We start from the raw sequence: 16998 nt of genomic DNA, 5'->3' as shown, positions 1-16998 counted from the left end.
CCTGGGCAACCAGGCAGGACGCGGAAGCGGCCCCATCCGGCGCCGTCCACCCGCCCGCACGACTGAGGCCGGCCCCCGGAGTTCCGGGGGCCGGCCTCGTTGTGCCGCCTGACGCCCGCGGGCTGACCGGAGGTTCACCCCGGGGCGCGGGAGGCGGGGCCCGAGGTCCGTGGAGCGCCGAGCCCGCCCGCGCGCTGCTCCCGGACCGGCGCGGCGGCGAGAAGCGCGGGGCGGGTGGCCGCCGAAGCCGGCGGCCACCCGCCCCGGGTGCGTCAGGTCAGACGGTCCTGCGCAGGTGGAAGGTCAGGCCGAGCACCTCGTCGGTGAAGGCCGGGCCGAAGCCGTCCTCCGGGCCGCCCTCCGCGAGGTCGACCGCCAGCACCTCCTCCGCGATCAGCGCGGCATGCACGATGACCGCCTCGGACAGCTCCGGGTCGGTGGCGCTCCACCGCACGGCGATCCGGTCGCTGACGTCGAACCCGGAGTTCTTGCGGGCCTCCTGGACCAGCCGGACCACGTCCCGGGCCGCACCGGCCCGGCGCAGCTCCGGGGTGATCTCCAGGTCGAGGGCCACGGTCGCGCCCGCGTCGGAGGCCACCGACCAGCCCTCGCGGGGGGTCTCGGTGACGATGACCTCCTCCGGCGCCAGCTCGACCGGCTCCCCGTCCACGGTGACGGACGTGGTGCCCTTCTCCCGCAGCTCCGCCGAGAGCACGGCGGCGTCCGCCGCGGCCACCGCCTTGGCGACCGCCTGCACGCCCTTGCCGAACCGCTTGCCCAGCGCCCGGAAGTTGGCCTTCGCGGTGGTGTCCACCAGCGAACCGCCCACCTCCGTGAGCGAGGCCAGCTCGGCGACGTTCAACTCCTCGGCGACCTGGGCCCGCAGCTCGGGCGACAGCTCCTCGAAGCCCGCGGCGGCGACCAGCGCCCGCGACAGCGGCTGCCGGGTCTTCACCCCGGACTCGGCGCGGGTGGCCCGGCCCAGCTCCACCAGCCGCCGCACCAGCCGCATCCGCTCCGACAGCGCCGGGTCGATCCACGCCTCGTCGGCCACCGGCCACCGCGCCAGGTGCACCGAGTCCGGGGCGTCCGGCGCCACCGGCACCACCAGGTCCTGCCACACCCGCTCGGTGATGAACGGCACCAGCGGCGCCATCAGCCGGGTGAAGGTCTCCAGCACGTCGTGCAGGGTGCGCAGCGCCGCCGCGTCGCCCTGCCAGAAGCGCCGGCGGGAGCGCCGCACGTACCAGTTGGACAGGTCGTCCACGAAGGACGACAGCAGCTTGCCGGCGCGCTGGGTGTCGTAGGACTCCAGCGCCGCGGTGGTGTCGCGCACCAGCGTGTTCAGTTCGCCGAGCAGCCAGCGGTCCAGCAGCGGCCGGTCGGCGGGCGCCGGGTCGGCGGCCGAGGGGGCCCAGTCGGAGGTGCGCGCGTAGAGGGCCTGGAAGGCGACGGTGTTCCAGTAGGTGAGCAGCGTCTTGCGCACCACCTCCTGGATGGTGCCGTGGCCCACCCGGCGGGCCGCCCACGGGGAGCCGCCGGCGGCCATGAACCACCGCACCGCGTCCGCCCCGTGCTGGTCCATCAGCGGGATCGGCTCAAGGATGTTGCCCAGGTGCTTGGACATCTTCCGGCCGTCCTCGGCGAGGATGTGGCCGAGGCAGACGACGTTCTCGTACGCGGACCGGTCGAAGACGAGCGTGCCGACCGCCATCAGCGTGTAGAACCAGCCGCGGGTCTGGTCGATGGCCTCGGAGATGAACTGAGCCGGGTAGCTCCGCTCGAAGACCTCCTTGTTGCGGTACGGGTAGCCCCACTGCGCGAACGGCATCGAGCCGGAGTCGTACCATCCGTCGATCACCTCGGGGACGCGCGTCTTCGTGCCGCCGCACTCGCGGCAGGGGAACACCACGTCGTCCACGTACGGGCGGTGCGGGTCCAGGCCCGACTGGTCCTCACCCGTCAGCTCCGACAGCTCCGCGAGGGAGCCGACGCAGGTCAGGTGGCCCTCCTCGCAGGTCCAGATGGGCAGCGGGGTGCCCCAGTAGCGCTTCCGGGACAGGGCCCAGTCGACGTTGTTGTTCAGCCAGTCGCCGTAGCGGCCGTGCTTGACGCTCGCGGGGTGCCAGGTGGTGCGCTCGTTCTCCCGCAGCAGCTCGTCCTTGACGGCGGTGGTGCGGATGTACCAGGACGGCTGGGCGTAGTACATCAGCGCGGTGTGGCAGCGCCAGCAGTGCGGGTAGCTGTGCTCGTACGGGAGGTGCCGGAACAGCAGCCCGGCCGCGTCCAGTTCGGCCACCAGCGCCTCGTCGGCCTTCTTGAAGAAGACGCCGCCGACCAGCGGCAGGTCCTCCTCGAAGGTGCCGTCCGGGCGGACCGGGTTGACCACCGGCAGGCCGTAGCCGCGGCAGGTCAGCAGGTCGTCCTCGCCGAAGGCGGGGGACTGGTGGACCAGCCCGGTGCCGTCCTCGGTGGTGACGTACCCGGCGTTGACGACGTAGTGGGCGTCGGGGATCTCGACCAGGTCGAAGGGCCGCTTGTAGGTCCAGCGCTCCATCTCACGGCCGGTGAAGGTCTGGCCGGTGGCGTGCCAGCCGCCGCCCTCCTCGCCGTCCGTCCCGTCCTCGCCGCCACCGTTCGCGGCACCACCGTTCGCGGCGCCGAGGGCCTTGGCCAGCAGCGGCTCGGCCACCACCAGCTTCTCCCGGCCGTCGGTGGCCACCACGTAGGTGACGTCCGGGTGGGCGGCGACCGCCGTGTTGGACACCAGCGTCCACGGCGTGGTCGTCCACACCAGCAGCGACGCCTCGCCGGCCAGCGGCCCGGAGGTGAGCGGGAAGCGGACGTAGACCGACGGGTCCACGATCGTCTCGTAGCCCTGGGCCAGCTCGTGGTCGGACAGGCCGGTCTGGTCGCGCGGGCACCAGGGGGCGACGCGGTAGTCCTGCACCAGCAGGCCCTTGTCGAAGATCTGCTTGAGCGACCACCACACCGACTCGACGTACTCCGGGTCCATCGTCCGGTAGGCGTTGTCGAGGTCCACCCAGTAGCCCATACGGGTGGTCAGCTCGGTGAACGCGTCGGTGTGCCGGGTGACGGAGGCGCGGCAGCGGGCGTTGAACTCGGCGATGCCGTACCGCTCGATGTCCTGCTTGCCGGTGAAGCCCAGCTCCTTCTCCACGGCCAGCTCCACGGGCAGGCCGTGGCAGTCCCAGCCGGCCTTGCGGGTCACGTGGTGGCCCTGCATGGTCTTGAAGCGCGGGAAGACGTCCTTGAAGACGCGGGCCTCGATGTGGTGGGCGCCGGGCATGCCGTTGGCGGTGGGCGGGCCCTCGTAGAAGACCCACTCGGGGCGCCCCTCGGACTGCCGCACCGAGCGGCCGAACGTGTCGCGCTCCCGCCACAGGTCCAGCACCTCGTGGTCGAGGGTGGGCAGGTCCACCTGCGCGGGTACGGACCGGTACCGCGGCGGGGCGGGCTGGTCGGGCTGGGCTGGCTGGCTCATCAGGGTCTTCCTCCGGCGGACGTTCGGCGCTTTCGCGTACTTCCGTCGGAGGGACGAGAGCGAGCGCTCCCGCGGTACCACCCTCCTTGGCGGTGGACGGCCCGCTGACCGCGCGGGCCCACCGCCCCCTCGTTAGGGCTGCGAGGCCGGTTCTACTGGCCCGACGGGTCCTCCCCGCGGGTGTTCTTCCGACGGCTCCGGGGTGATCTTCACACCGCGCACGCCCCCGGGCTTCCACCGTCCCCGGATCGCTCATGGCTGCGTGCGGCGCTACTCGTCCCATCCACGCCTTTCGCTGCGCCCAGTGTACGGGGCGGGGCGGGTGGCGGCGGCCGGGTTTTCCGCCGCCGGGCGCCGCCGGGCGCCGCCGGGCTGACCCGTATGGCGGCGTCACCGGCACCCGGGGGCATGGCGCGCGGCCCCGTCCGGAATACCTCACGCCGGGCTGGGCACAACCGATGCAGGCCGGTCGCCCGCCGAGGGGGGCACGGGCCGGCCGTGGCAGCACCCCCGGTTGCCGCGGATCGGTGTCCGTTTTACCGTTTCCGGCACGATCCGCGTACGGGATCGCCGAGGTGAAGGGGTCGCGGCCATGGTCGTGAGGAGAGCCGCCGCCGACGAGGCCACGGCGGAGCGGACGCCTGCCGCCGCGACGACGGGGAGTCCGGCGGGCACGGGGAAGACGGTGGGCGCCGGGGGCACGGGGGAGAGGACGGCGAAGACGACGAAGGCGATGAAGGCGACGAAGGCGGCGAGGAAGAAGACGGCCGTGAAGACGGTTGCGAAGACGGCCGCCGTGAAGAAGACGGCCGCCGGGAAGGCCGCGCCCGCCGGGCGCGCGGAGGGCGCGGAGGGCTCGGAGGCCGGGACGGACACGGAGCAGGGCACGGCCGGGACACCGGCCGCAGGGGCGGTGGCCGCAGCGGCCGTCGCGGAGAAGCCGGCCGGGAAGCGCGCGGCTGCGAGGAAGACGGGAGCCCGCACAGTGGGAGCTGAGAAGACCGCGGCCGGCACGGCCGCTCCGGAGCCGGCGTCGGCCGTGCCCGCGGCGAGGAACGGCGTGGAGCCGGAGACGCTCGCGGTGCTGTCGGGGGAGGACCCCTGGACGGCCGAGGAGGTCGAGGAGGCCCGCACCATCCTGCTGACGGACGTCGAGCGGCTGCGGGTGGAGATCGCCTCCTCCGAGGCGGCCGTCGCGGGCCTGCTGCGGGACTCCGGGGACGGCGCGGGGGACGAGGCGGACACCGGCAGCAAGAACATCACCCGGGAGTCGGAGCTCGCGCTCGCGGCGAACACCCGGGAGACCCTGGAGCAGGCCGACCACGCGCTGCGCCGGCTGGACGAGGGCACGTACGGGTTGTGCGAGGTGTGCGGGAAGCCGATCGGGAAGGCGCGGATGCAGGCGTTCCCCCGGGCGACGCTGTGCATCGACGACAAGCAGAAGCAGGAGCGCAGGTAGCGGCCCGGGTTCCGCCGGCCGGGGTGCGCGTTCCCGGGGCGGCAGCCGTCCGCCCTCCCGGGCGCGGCGCCGCGTCGGGGCCGCTCGGTGCCGCTCGGGGGCCGGGGTCCTCGCGCCCCCGGGCGGCGGTCGCGCGGTCGGCCGCCGGCCGGGGAGTGGGGCATCTCGCCTGACTCTCCCGGGGCGGCGTGCCGTACCCTCGTCGGAAGGCCAGGAACCAGCGCTGAGGGACTCACGTGACGGAAGCGGAGCGCACCATCACCACACCGGAGCCGGCGGAGGACGCGAGCGCGTCCACCGAGGGGCGCCCCGACGAGCACGCCGCCGGTACGGAGGCGGAGCCCGCCGCGCCCCGGAGCCGCCGCATCCCCGTGCTCATAGGCTTCGCCGCCCTCGCCTACGTGCTGGACGTGCTGTCCAAGCTGTGGGTCGTGCACAGCCTCGAAGGACACCAGCCGATCGACATCCTCGGCCACTACCTGCGCCTGGACGCGACCCGGAACCCCGGTGCTGCCTTCGGTATGGGCGCCGGTATGACCGTCGTCTTCACCCTGATCGCCGTCGGCGTCGTCGCCGTCATCGCCCGGCTGTCCCGGCGGCTCTACAGCCTGCCCTGGGCCATCGCGCTGGGCCTGCTGCTGGGCGGGGCCGTGGGAAACCTCACGGACCGGGTCCTCCGGTCGCCCGGGAGCTTCCAGGGCCGCGTGGTCGACTTCGTCCACCCCGAGCACTTCGCCATCTTCAACCTCGCGGACTCCGCGATCACCTGCGGCGGCGTGCTGATCGTCCTGCTCACCTTCCTCGGCATCGACCCGGACGGCAGCCGCCACCGCGACTGACCTCCCGGAAGGTGCGCGGTCCGGCGGGCGCGCGGCGTCCGGCATACTCGGACGGGTGAGTACGCTTCCCGAGGTCCGCTCCCTGCCCGTTCCCGATGGGCTCGAAGGTGAGCGCGTCGACGCCGCCATCGCCCGCATGTTCGGTTTCTCGCGGACCAAAGCCGCGGAACTGGCCGCCGCCGGGAAGGTCTCCATCGACGGGGCGGCCGCCGGAAAGTCCGAGCGGGTGCGCGGCGGCGCCTGGCTCGAAGTGGAGATGCCCGCCCCCGCCGCCCCGGTGCGGGTCGTGGCGGAGCCGGTCGAGGGCATGGTGATCGTCCACGACGACGCCGACGTGGTCGTCGTCGTCAAGCCCGTCGGTGTCGCCGCCCACCCCAGCCCCGGCTGGACCGGCACCACCGTGATCGGCGGCCTGGCCGCCGCCGGCTACCGGGTGTCCACCTCCGGCGCCGCCGAGCGCCAGGGCATCGTCCACCGGCTGGACGTCGGCACCTCCGGGCTGATGGTGGTGGCCAAGTCGGAGCGCGCCTACACCTCGCTCAAGCAGCAGTTCCGCGAGCGCACCGTCGAGAAGCGGTACCACGCCCTGGTCCAGGGCCACCCGGACCCGCTCAGCGGCACCATCGACGCGCCCATCGGCCGCCACCCCCAGCACGACTACAAGTGGGCGGTCACCGCCGAGGGCAAGCCCTCCGTCACCCACTACGACCTGGAGGAGGCGTTCCGCTCGGCCAGCCTGCTCGACATCAAGCTGGAGACCGGCCGCACCCACCAGATCCGGGTGCACATGTCCGCGCACCGCCACCCCTGCGTCGGCGACCTCACCTACGGCGCCGACCCGACGCTCGCCCGCCGCCTCGGCCTGACCCGGCAGTGGCTGCACGCCGTCCGCCTCGGCTTCCAGCACCCGGGAGACGGCGAGTGGGTCGAGTTCACCAGCGAGTACCCGGACGATCTCCAGCACGCCCTGGACGCCGTCCGCGAGGAGAGCCGGTGACCGCCGCCGTCCCGCCCTCCTCGACGGTGCGCGTGGTCGACCCCGCCGACGAGGCCGGCATGGCGCAGGTGCACGCCATCCGCCACCGCGTCTTCGTCGTCGAGCAGCGGGTCCCCGCGGAGCTGGAGTTCGACGAGAAGGACGTCCGGGCCGTGCACGTCCTGGCCGAGGGCGCGGGCACCGGGCGGCTGCTGACCGGCGCCGACGCCGCGGCCAAGAACGGCGGCGACCCCGAGCTGGCCGTCCTCGGCCGGCTGGCCGTGCTGCCGGAGGGCCGGCGGAACGGTACCGGCAGCCGGCTGGTGCGCGCCCTGGAGGACGAGGCACGCCGACGGGGCCTGCGCGGCGTCCACCTGGAGGCCCAGACCCACGCGATCCCCTTCTACGAGCGGCTCGGCTACACCGCGCACGGCCCGGAGTTCCTGGACGTCGGTATCCCGCACCAGGCGATGACCCACCGGTTCTGACCGGTTCCGACCGTCTCCGACTCGGCCCTGGTCCCTTCCGGCCCGGTTCCGATCGGGGCTGGTCCGGGCCGGCTGGGCTGGGCTGTGGTGATCGGTACTGATCGGGTGCGGAGCTGCTTCCTGCCCGCCTCCGGCCCGCCCGCCCTGCTGCCGGCCCGCCTCCGCCCCCCGTGCCGTGTTCCCGTCCGCGCGGGGCCCTCCGGCCGCCCGTTCGGACCGGCGGGGGCCGGGGCACCGCCCGCCGTGGCGATCCCCGGGACGGCCGGGATGGTCTGACACCCTGGCGCTTGTGGATCAGCTCGCCTTGTTCTTCGCGCTGCTGCTGGCCGCCATCGTCATGGTGCCGGTGGGCGACCGGATCGGGCTGCCCGCGCCGGTGCTCATGACGATCTTCGGTGCCGTCCTCGCGCTCATCCCGCAGGTGCCGGACATCCAGATCGACCCGGACCTGATCCTTCCGCTGCTCCTGCCGCCGCTGCTGTACGCCGCCGTCCAGCGCACCTCCTGGCGGCAGTTCGCCGCCAACTGGCGGCCGATCTTCCTGCTCGCGGTGGCCCTGGTCTTCGTCACCACCATCGCGGTGGCCTTCGTCGCCCACACGGTCGTACCCGCCGTCACGCTGGCCGCGGCGTTCTCGCTCGGCGCCCTCGTCGCGCCGCCGGACCCGGTCGCCGCCACCGCCGTGGCGGGCAGCCTCGGCCTCCCCCGGCGGATGATCTCCATCCTGGAGGGCGAGGGGCTCTTCAACGACGTCACCGCCATCGTCATCTACCACGTGGCGATCGCCGCCGCCGTCTCCGGGCACTTCTCGGTGCCGCACGCGCTGCTGGAGTTCGTGCTCTCCGCCGTCGTCGCGGTGGCCATCGGACTGCTCCTCGGCTGGGGCGCCAACAAGCTGATGGGCGTGGTCGGCGACGCCACCCTCCAGGTCGGCCTGTCGCTGCTGGTGCCGTTCGCCTCGTACGTCATCGCCGAGGAACTGCACGGCTCCGGCGTGCTCGCGGTGCTCACCTCGGCGCTGTTCCTGGCCGAGCACGCCTTCGAGGCCGACGACGTCACGGCCCGGCTGGCCGGGAACACCTTCTGGGAGATCGTCGACACCCTCGTCACCGGGGTCGCGTTCGGCCTGATCGGCCTGGAGGTGCACACCGTCTTCGACGTCGGCAGCGGCCACTGGGGGGCGATGCTGGGGCACGCCTGGCTGGTGGTCGCCGTGGTCGTCGGGGTGCGGCTGGTCTACCTGCTGCCGGCCGCGTGGGTGGCCCGGCGGCTGCACCGGCTGCGCGACATCGACGAGGACATCCCGATGACGTGGCGGGAGACCGTCACCATGTGGTGGGCCGGGATGCGCGGCGTGGCCTCGGTGGCGCTGGCGCTGGCGATCCCGCTCCACACCGACTCCGGAGCCGACTTCCCGGCCCGCTCCGAGCTCCTCTTCATCGCCTTCGTGGTGGTGCTGGTCACCCTGGTGATACAGGGCCTCACGCTGCCCTGGCTGGTCCTGCGGCTCGGCGTGACCGGCGACACCGACCACGAGCACGCGCAGGAACGGTCCCTCGCGCTGCGGGCGATGAAGGCGGCCCGGCAGCGGCTGCGGGAGATCGAGTCCGAGCAGGAGGTGGACGAGGAGCTGGCCGAGATGCTGCACCTGCGGGCGGTCGACCTCGGCGCGCGCATCTCGCCGGACATCATGGACGACGAGCGGCGGCAGAGCCTGGCCCGGCGCTCCCACCGGCTGAGCGAACTGCGCCGCATCCAGGAGGACATGCTCTCCGCCGCCCGCCACGAGATCCTGTCCGCGCGCAGCGAGCCCGGCGCCGACCCGGAGATCGTCGACCGCGTGCTGCGCCACCTCGACCTGCGCTCCCTGCGCCAGGTGTGAACGCCCTCGGGCGAGCCCCGGGCCCGGGCACCGGAGCGGCCCGCCCCGGGGGAGCCGGTCAGCGGCCGCGCCTCAGCGGCCGCCCGGGTCCCCGGTGGTCAGGCCGTCCGCGCCGGACGCCGTGCCGCCGCCCGCGTGGTGGCCGCGCTGCCCCTGGTGGCTCGCGTGGTGGCCGCGGTGGCCGGGCCCGGGGCCGAGGTGCTGGCGCTGCGGGGGCGCCTGCGGCACCCGGTCGGGTTCCTCGCCCTGGCCGGGCGCCGGCGCGGTGGGGATGCGGGGGAGCGCGTACGGGTGCTCGCAGCGCAGCCAGTCGATCAGCTGCTCCCGGACGATGCAGCGCAGGTTGAAGATGTCCCCGGAGTCCTTGGCGGTGGCCAGCGCGCGCACCTGGATGGTGGTCGGGGTGGAGTCGAACACCACCAGGCCCCACGCCCGGTGGTCCCACTCGCTGCTCTGCTCCAGGATCTCCAGCAGCCGCTTGCGCATCAGGTCCACCGGCGCGGAGTGGTCGAGGTGCAGCAGCACCGTGCCGGTCATCCGCGGATCGCCGCGCGACCAGTTCTCGAACGGCTTGCTGGTGAAGTACGACACCGGCATCGTGATCCGCCGTTCGTCCCAGGTGCGCACGCTCAGGTACGTGAGGGTGATCTCCTCGACCTCGCCCCACTCGCCGTCGACCACGACCGTGTCGCCGATCCGCACCACGTCGCCGAACGCGATCTGGAGCCCCGCGAAGAGGTTGCTGAGGGTGGCCTGGGCGGCCACACCGGCGACGATGCCGATCAGGCCGGCCGAGGCCAGCATCGAGGCGCCCACCGCCCGCATCTCCGGGAAGGTGAAGAGCATGGAGGCGACCGAGATCACCCCGATGATCGCGGTGAACACCCGCTGGATCAGCGTCAGCTGGGTGCGCAGCCGGCGGATCTTCGGCACGCTGTGCGAGGTCGCGGCGTAGCGGGCGTAGGACGAGTCGATGACCGCGGCGGCCACCCGCACCACCAGCCACGCGGACGCGGCGATGAGCACCAGCGTGAGCAGCCGGCCGAGGGCGACCGTGTGCTCGTTCTCGACGTGCGCGGTCCGGTAGGCGCCGCGCAGCAGCGCCGAGCAGAGCACCACCTGTGCGGGCAGCCGGCACCGGCGCAGCTGGTCCCAGAGCGGTGTCTCGGGATGGCGGGCGTCGGCCGAGCGCAGCGTCCGGTCGCCGATCCAGCCGAGGAGGACCGTCAGCAGGACGGAACCGCCGATCACGACAGCCGGACGCAGTACGTCCTCCATGCTCACGCGGACTCCTTCCACTTCCCACTTCCTGGTGACGCCCCGGGCACTCGTCGTGCTCCGGGGCTCTCGTCGCGCATACCCCCGCCCTCTGCCGGGGACGCGTGGCCGGCGCCCGCGCCTGCCACTGCCGCCACGGCGGGGAGCACACGGCGGACGAGGGGCCCGCACGGCCGGCGGGCGCTCCCTGGACGTCCCTGAACTCCCTGGACTCCCCGGGCACCCCTTGGCCGCGTGGCCGCTGGTCCGCCGCTTCCGCTGCGCGGGACCAGCCTTCCAGCCTGGCACCATGGACGGGTAATCCGAGCCCCGCGACCGAAGGCCCACCTGTGACTCTTCCGACAATCCTGCTGCTGCACTCCGCCTACGGCCTGCGGCCCGCCGTGCACTCCGCCGCCGACCGGCTGCGCGGGGCGGGGTACGAGGTGCACGTCCCGGACCTGTACGACGGGCGGACGGCGGAGACCATCGAGGAGGGCCTGGCCATCCGCGAGGAGATCGGGCGGGACGAGCTGCTGCGCCGGGGCGTGACCGCGGCCGCGCCGCACTCCGAGGCGGGGCTGGTCTACGCCGGCTTCTCGCTGGGCGGCTCGATCGCCCAGAACCTGGCCCTGGGCGACGAGAAGGCCCGCGGCCTGCTGCTGCTCCACGGCACGTCGGACATCGCCGACGACGCCGCCACCGAGATCCCCGTCCAGCTGCACGTGGCCGAGCCCGACCCCTTCGAGCCCGACGACTGGCTGAACGCCTGGTACCTGCGGATGCGCAGGGCCGGCGCCGAGGTCGAGGTGCACCGCTACCGCGGCGCCGGGCACCTGTACACCGACCCCGAGCTGCCCGACTACGACGCCCAGGCCGCCGAGCGGACGTGGGCGGTCGCGCTGGACTTCCTCCAGGAGCTGTAGCCCGTGGCACGGCGCGGCCCCTCCCAGGAGCGGGAGGGGCCGCGCCGTTCCGCCGCTACTTCGTGAGGCCGGCCTCGATCGTGGACATGACCGTCGCCGAGGGGACGCTGACGACGCTCAGGTCCTTGCCGTTGAGCTTGACCGTCGGCGTCTGGTTGACGCCGCTGCTGTTGAACGCGTTCGACATGGTCAGCGCCCACTTGTCGAAGGTGCCCTTCTTCACCGCGTCGGAGAACTTGGTGTTCCCCTTCAGCGCGGGCACCTGGTCGGCGACCTTGAGCAGGTAGCTGACGTCGTCGAGCTTGTCGACGTTCTCGTCCGGGTGGTACTTCTTCGAGTAGATCAGCGTGTGGAACTGCTCGAACGCCTCCGTGGAGACGTTGAGCGCCGCACCCGCCGCGCTGAGCGCCTTCTTCGAGCCGTCACCCGGGTTGGCGTCGTCGAGGAAGGTGCCGAGGGTGTAGTCGATCTGGTACTTGCCGTCCTGGGCGCCCTTGAGCACCGCCGCGCCGGACTCCTGCTCGTACGCGGCGCAGACCGGGCAGCGCAGGTCCTCGTACTCGTGGAGGACGTTCTTGTTCTTCGCGTCGCCGACGATGATCGTCGTGCCGTTCTTGCCGGACGCGTGGGCCGGCACCACGAGCTTGTCCTTGGCCGCGGCCGACCAGTAGCTGGGCTTGTTGGCGTTGTTGACGGCCACCGCTATGCCCGCGGCGGCGGCCAGGACCACCACCACGCCGACGCCGACGAACACCTGGCGGCGGACCTTGGCGCGCTTCTGCTCCTTCTCGCGCTGGGCGCGCAGCCGCTCGCGGGCGGCCGCCTTGGCGGTCTTGCTGTTCCTGCTGCTCATGAGGTGGGTCTCCGTGATGGGTACGTGCGCACGCACGTGGTCTGCGGGGGCGGGGGAGGAGCCGCGGCGCCATGGCACGGCCGGGCGGGGGGCGCCGCGAGGCGGCGGCCCGGCGAGCCGGCAGGGGTGTCAGGCGGCGGCGAGCCCCGCGGGCGGCCCGCGGCGTACGACGGAGTGCAGCAGCGGCAGCGCGGCCAGGGCGCCCGCCGCCGGGTGGGCGGTGGCCGGCCGGACCCCGCGGGCGACGCCGTCGAGGGCGGCCCGGGCGGCCGCGGCGGCGAGCAGCAGCGGCCGGAAGGCGACGGCGGCGACGGCCCGCAGCACGCGGTGCAGGGCGGCCTCGCCGCGGCGCAGCCACCAGGAGGCCAGCAGCCCCACCACCACGTGGGCGGCGAGCAGCAGCCACGGCTGGGCGGAGACGGTGGCCTGGGTCACCTGCGCGGTGACGTGCCGGGTCGCGTCCGACGTGGAGAGGGCCGGCAGCCGCCCGCCGACCTGGCCGCCGTGGCAGACCACGGCCTCGTGCAGCGAGCGCCAGGAGCCGGTGACCGGACCGCCGGACGGTCCGTAGCAGGACCGCTGGCCGGAGGTGAAGACGGTGTCCACCGCCAGCTCCGTGGGCACCAGCGTCCCGGCGATGGACCAGAAGCCGCGCTCCCGGCGGCCGCCGAGCGCGTAGGCCACGGCGAACACCGCGACCAGGGCGGTGGCCACCACCGGCAGCGGCAGCGGCCGGTGCGCCATGAGCACGTGGGAGGTGGAGGAGAGCGTGACGCAGACAGCGGCGAACAGGGCGGCGCGCACCGCCCTCAGCCGCGGGCGTATTCCACCCATGCTCTCCATGGGGACAGAGTGTGCCACGAACGGGTGTATCAGTGGGCTAAAGATCCGGCCGGGATATCGCGGGCGCGGGCCGGCGAAACCCTCCCACGTGTCCTTCCCGCCCGTGCGGCGGGCTTCCGGCGACCGGGTCGGCGGGTGCCGTGGGCGGCGGGTGCCGGTGAGGGTCCACCGCACCGCTCCGCAGGGGCTCCGCCTCGCCGCCGGGGGTCGTCCACAGGCTCCAGGCGCAGGTCACGCGCTGTCGGAGCCCGGTCGTAGACTTCACGACGCCGCCCATTCGACCCGAGCAAGCCGGAGGTGTCGCTCCCGTGACCGACCAGCCGTTCGCCCACCTGCACGTCCACACCCAGTACTCGCTGCTGGACGGAGCGGCACGGCTGAAGGACATGTTCAAGGCGTGCAACGAGATGGACATGTCACACGTGGCGATCACCGACCACGGCAACCTGCACGGCTCGTACGACTTCTTCCACCAGGCCAAGGCCGCCGGTGTGACCCCCGTCATGGGCATCGAGGCGTACCTGGCGCCGGAGTCGCGGCGGTACAACAAGCCGGTCAAGTGGGGTGCCCCGCACCAGAAGAACGACGACGTCTCCGGCGCCGGCGCCTACACCCACATGACGATCTGGGCCCGGAACAACACCGGCCTGCACAACCTCTTCCGCGCCCAGTCCCGCGCCTCCTTCGAGGGCTACTTCCGCAAGCCCCGCATGGACCGCGAGCTGCTCAGCGAGTACGCCGAGGGCCTGATGGGCACCACCGGCTGCCCGTCCGGCGAGATCTCCACCCGCATCCGCCTGGGGCAGATGGACGAGGCGCTCAAGGCCGCCTCGGAGTACCAGGACATCTTCGGCAAGGAGAACTTCTTCGTCGAGATCATGGACCACGGCATCGACATCGACCGCCGTGCCCGCGACGGCCTGATGGAGATCTCCCGCAAGCTGGACGCGCCCTTCGTCGTCACCAACGACTCGCACTACACGTACGCGCAGGAGGCGTCGGCGCACGACACCCTGCTGTGCATCCAGACCGGCTCCAACATGTCGGACCCGGACCGGTTCAAGTTCGACGGCTCCGGCTACTACCTGAAGTCGGCCGCCGAGATGTACGCGATCGACTCCTCCGACGCCTGGCAGCAGGGCTGCCGCAACTCCCAGCTGCTGATCGCCGACCGGGTCGACATCTCGGGCATGTTCGAGCCGAAGAACCTGATGCCCAGGTTCGACGTGCCGGAGGGCTACACCGAGATCACCTGGTTCCGCGAGGAGGTCGCCCGCGGCATGGCCTTCCGGTACCCCGGCGGCGTCCCGGAGGACCGGCAGAAGCTCGCCGAGTACGAGATGGACACCATCATCCAGATGGGGTTCCCCGGCTACTTCCTCGTCGTCGCCGACTTCATCAAGTGGGCCAAGGACAACGGCATCGCGGTCGGCCCCGGCCGAGGCTCCGCGGCCGGCTCCATCGTCGCCTACGCGATGCGCATCACCGACCTCGACCCGGTGCCGCACGGCCTGATCTTCGAGCGGTTCCTCAACCCCGAGCGCGTCTCCATGCCCGACGTCGACATCGACTTCGACGAGCGCAGGCGCGGCGAGGTCATCCGGTACGTGACGGAGAAGTACGGCTCCGACAAGGTCGCCCAGATCGCCACCTACGGCACCATCAAGGCCAAGGCCGCGATCAAGGACTCCGCCCGGGTGCTGGGCTACCCGTTCTCCATGGGCGACCGGGTCACCAAGGCCATGCCCGCCGACGTGCTCGGCAAGGGCATCCCGCTGTCCGGCATCACCGACAAGGACCACCCCCGGTACAGCGAGGCCGCCGAGGTCCGGGCGATGTACGAGAACGAGCCGGACGTCACCAAGGTGATCGACTCCGCCCGCGGCATCGAGGGCCTGGTCCGGCAGATGGGCGTGCACGCTGCCGGTGTGATCATGTCCTCGGAGTCGCTCCTGGACCACGTGCCGATCTTCTCGCCGAAGAACGACGGCGCGGTCGTCACGCAGTGGGACTACCCGAGCTGCGAGTCGCTCGGCCTGCTGAAGATGGACTTCCTCGGCCTGCGCAACCTGACGATCATGGACGACGCGGTCAAGTCCATCAAGGCCAACAAGGACATCGACATCGACCTGCTGTCGCTGCCGCTGGACGACCCGGCCACCTACGCGCTGCTCAGCCGCGGCGACACCCTCGGCGTCTTCCAGTTCGACGGCGGCCCGATGCGCTCGCTGCTGCGGATGATGAAGCCCGACAACTTCGAGGACATCTCCGCCGTCTCCGCGCTGTACCGGCCCGGCCCGATGGGCATGAACTCCCACATCAACTACGCGCTGCGCAAGAACAAGCAGCAGGACATCACGCCCATCCACCCGGAGCTGGAGGAGCCGCTCCGGGAGGTCCTGGACATCACCTACGGCCTCATCGTGTACCAGGAGCAGGTGCAGAAGGCCGCCCAGGTGCTCGCCGGCTACTCGCTGGGCCAGGCCGACCTGCTCCGCCGCGCGATGGGCAAGAAGAAGAAGGAGGTCCTGGACAAGGAGTTCATCCCCTTCCAGGCCGGCATGCGCGAGCGCGGCTACTCCGACCAGGCCATCCAGGCCGTGTGGGACGTGCTGGTGCCCTTCGCCGGATACGCCTTCAACAAGGCCCACTCCGCCGCCTACGGCCTGGTCTCCTACTGGACCGCCTACCTCAAGGCCAACTACCCGGCCGAGTACATGGCGGGCCTGCTCACGTCCGTGAAGGACGACAAGGACAAGATGGCGCTCTACCTCAACGAGTGCCGCCGGATGGGCATCAAGGTGCTGCCCCCGGACGTGAACGAGTCCAACGCCAACTTCACCCCGCGCGGCGACGACACGATCGTCTTCGGCCTCACCGCGGTGCGCAACGTCGGCGCCAACGTCGTGGACTCCGTGGTCAAGTGCCGTCGTTCCAAGGGCCGCTACGGCTCCTTCCCGGACTTCCTGGACAAGGTCGAGGTGGTGGTCTGCAACAAGCGGACCGTCGAGTCGCTGATCAAGGCCGGCGCGTTCGACGCGATGAACCACACCCGGCGCGGTCTGACCGAGCACTTCGAGTCGATGATCGACAACGTGGTGCAGGTCAAGCGGAAGGAGGCCGAGGGGCAGTTCGACCTCTTCGGCGGCATGGGCGACGAGGACGCGGACACCCCGGCGTTCGGGATGGACGTGGTCTTCTCCGACATCGAGTGGGACAAGGCGTACCTGCTCGCCCAGGAGCGCGAGATGCTCGGCCTGTACGTCTCCGACCACCCGCTCTTCGGTATCGAGCACATCCTCAACGACAAGGCGGACGCCTCGATCGCGGCGCTCGCCAACGACTACTCCGACGGCTCCATCGTCACCATCGGCGGCATCATCTCCGGCCTCCAGCGCAAGATGACCAAGCAGGGCAACGCCTGGGCCATCGCCACCGTCGAGGACCTGGCGGGTTCGGTGGACTGCATGTTCTTCCCCGCCACCTACCAGCTGGTGTCCACCCAACTCGTCGAGGACGCGGTGGTCTTCGTCAAGGGCCGGCTGGACAAGCGGGAGGACGTGCCGCGGCTGGTCGCGATGGAGCTCCAGGCGCCCGACCTCTCGGACATGGGGGCCAACGCGCCGGTGATGATCTCCATCCCGACGGTGAAGGTCACCCCGCCGCTGGTGGCCCGGCTCGGCGAGGTCCTGGAGAGCCACAAGGGCAACACCGAGGTGCGGGTACGGCTCCAGGGCGCCCGCACCACCACGGTGCTGCGGCTGGACCGGCACCGCGTGAACGCCGACCCGTCCCTCTTCGGCGACCTCAAGGCGCTGCTCGGGCCGGCCTGCCTGGCCACCGCCTCCCAGCAGGCGAGCTGACGGCGTCGGCCGCCTGCCGGCACCGGGGTTCACCGGACGCGCCGGGTTCACCGGAGGCGGTCACCGACCCGCCGCGGTCGCCGTGAACGCGAAGCGGGGGCGCCCCG

At 72.4% G+C, this 16998-nt stretch carries 11 protein-coding genes; 7 read left to right on the top strand and 4 right to left on the bottom strand.

Annotated features, from left to right (window positions below; all coding sequences use genetic code 11):
* Positions 1-277 precede the first annotated feature (277 nt).
* Positions 278-3505 (bottom strand): isoleucine--tRNA ligase, encoded by a 3228-nt coding sequence (gene ileS / locus BS72_RS02840; RefSeq protein WP_037906107.1) that lies wholly within the window; start codon positions 3503-3505, stop codon positions 278-280.
* Positions 3506-4097: 592 nt separating this feature from the next.
* On the opposite strand from ileS, the gene BS72_RS02835 reads away from it, so the two are divergent.
* From BS72_RS02835 to BS72_RS02815, 5 genes are all read left to right on the top strand, one after another.
* Positions 4098-4964: a TraR/DksA family transcriptional regulator gene (locus BS72_RS02835; RefSeq protein ID WP_078900964.1), complete on the top strand. Its 867-nt coding sequence runs from the start codon at positions 4098-4100 to the stop codon at positions 4962-4964.
* Between the two features lie 236 nt (positions 4965-5200).
* A complete protein-coding gene (lspA, locus tag BS72_RS02830; RefSeq protein WP_037906104.1) occupies positions 5201-5803 on the top strand; it encodes a signal peptidase II in 603 nt (200 codons plus the stop codon).
* Between the two features lie 55 nt (positions 5804-5858).
* Positions 5859-6800, top strand: coding sequence for an RluA family pseudouridine synthase (locus BS72_RS02825; RefSeq protein ID WP_037906102.1), 942 nt, complete (start codon positions 5859-5861; stop codon positions 6798-6800).
* Positions 6797-7267, top strand: a complete 471-nt coding sequence (locus BS72_RS02820) for a GNAT family N-acetyltransferase (protein ID WP_037906100.1) — start codon at positions 6797-6799, stop codon at positions 7265-7267. Before BS72_RS02825 ends, BS72_RS02820 begins: the two co-directional genes overlap by 4 nt.
* A 289-nt stretch (positions 7268-7556) precedes the next feature.
* Positions 7557-9149 carry a Na+/H+ antiporter gene (locus BS72_RS02815; RefSeq protein ID WP_037906099.1) on the top strand — a complete coding sequence of 531 codons (1593 nt, stop codon included), beginning with the start codon at positions 7557-7559 and terminating at the stop codon, positions 9147-9149.
* Between the two features lie 72 nt (positions 9150-9221).
* On the opposite strand, the gene BS72_RS02810 is transcribed toward BS72_RS02815, so the two are convergent.
* On the bottom strand, positions 9222-10427 hold the full coding sequence (locus BS72_RS02810; RefSeq protein WP_078901074.1) for a mechanosensitive ion channel family protein: 1206 nt from the start codon (positions 10425-10427) through the stop codon (positions 9222-9224).
* Between the two features lie 329 nt (positions 10428-10756).
* On the opposite strand from BS72_RS02810, the gene BS72_RS02805 reads away from it, so the two are divergent.
* On the top strand, positions 10757-11332 hold the full coding sequence (locus tag BS72_RS02805; protein WP_037906097.1) for a dienelactone hydrolase family protein: 576 nt from the start codon (positions 10757-10759) through the stop codon (positions 11330-11332).
* 55 nt (positions 11333-11387) lie between these two features.
* Here BS72_RS02805 and BS72_RS02800 read toward each other — a convergent pair whose 3' ends face one another.
* Together BS72_RS02800 and BS72_RS02795 are read right to left on the bottom strand one after the other, a co-directional pair.
* The gene (locus BS72_RS02800) at positions 11388-12185 is read right to left on the bottom strand and encodes a thioredoxin domain-containing protein (protein ID WP_037906096.1); all 798 of its coding nucleotides are present in this window, start codon (positions 12183-12185) and stop codon (positions 11388-11390) included.
* Positions 12186-12314: 129 nt separating this feature from the next.
* Positions 12315-13019: a hypothetical protein gene (locus tag BS72_RS02795; protein ID WP_037906095.1), complete on the bottom strand. Its 705-nt coding sequence runs from the start codon at positions 13017-13019 to the stop codon at positions 12315-12317.
* Positions 13020-13336: 317 nt separating this feature from the next.
* Here BS72_RS02795 and dnaE point away from each other — a divergent pair, with 317 nt between their 5' ends.
* The gene (gene dnaE / locus BS72_RS02790) at positions 13337-16891 is read left to right on the top strand and encodes a DNA polymerase III subunit alpha (RefSeq protein WP_037906094.1); all 3555 of its coding nucleotides are present in this window, start codon (positions 13337-13339) and stop codon (positions 16889-16891) included.
* Positions 16892-16998 lie beyond the last annotated feature (107 nt).

The sequence above is a fragment of the Actinacidiphila yeochonensis CN732 genome (genome assembly GCF_000745345.1).
GTDB lineage: Bacteria > Actinomycetota > Actinomycetes > Streptomycetales > Streptomycetaceae > Actinacidiphila > Actinacidiphila yeochonensis.
This window is presented reverse-complemented; position numbering and strand designations above follow the sequence as displayed.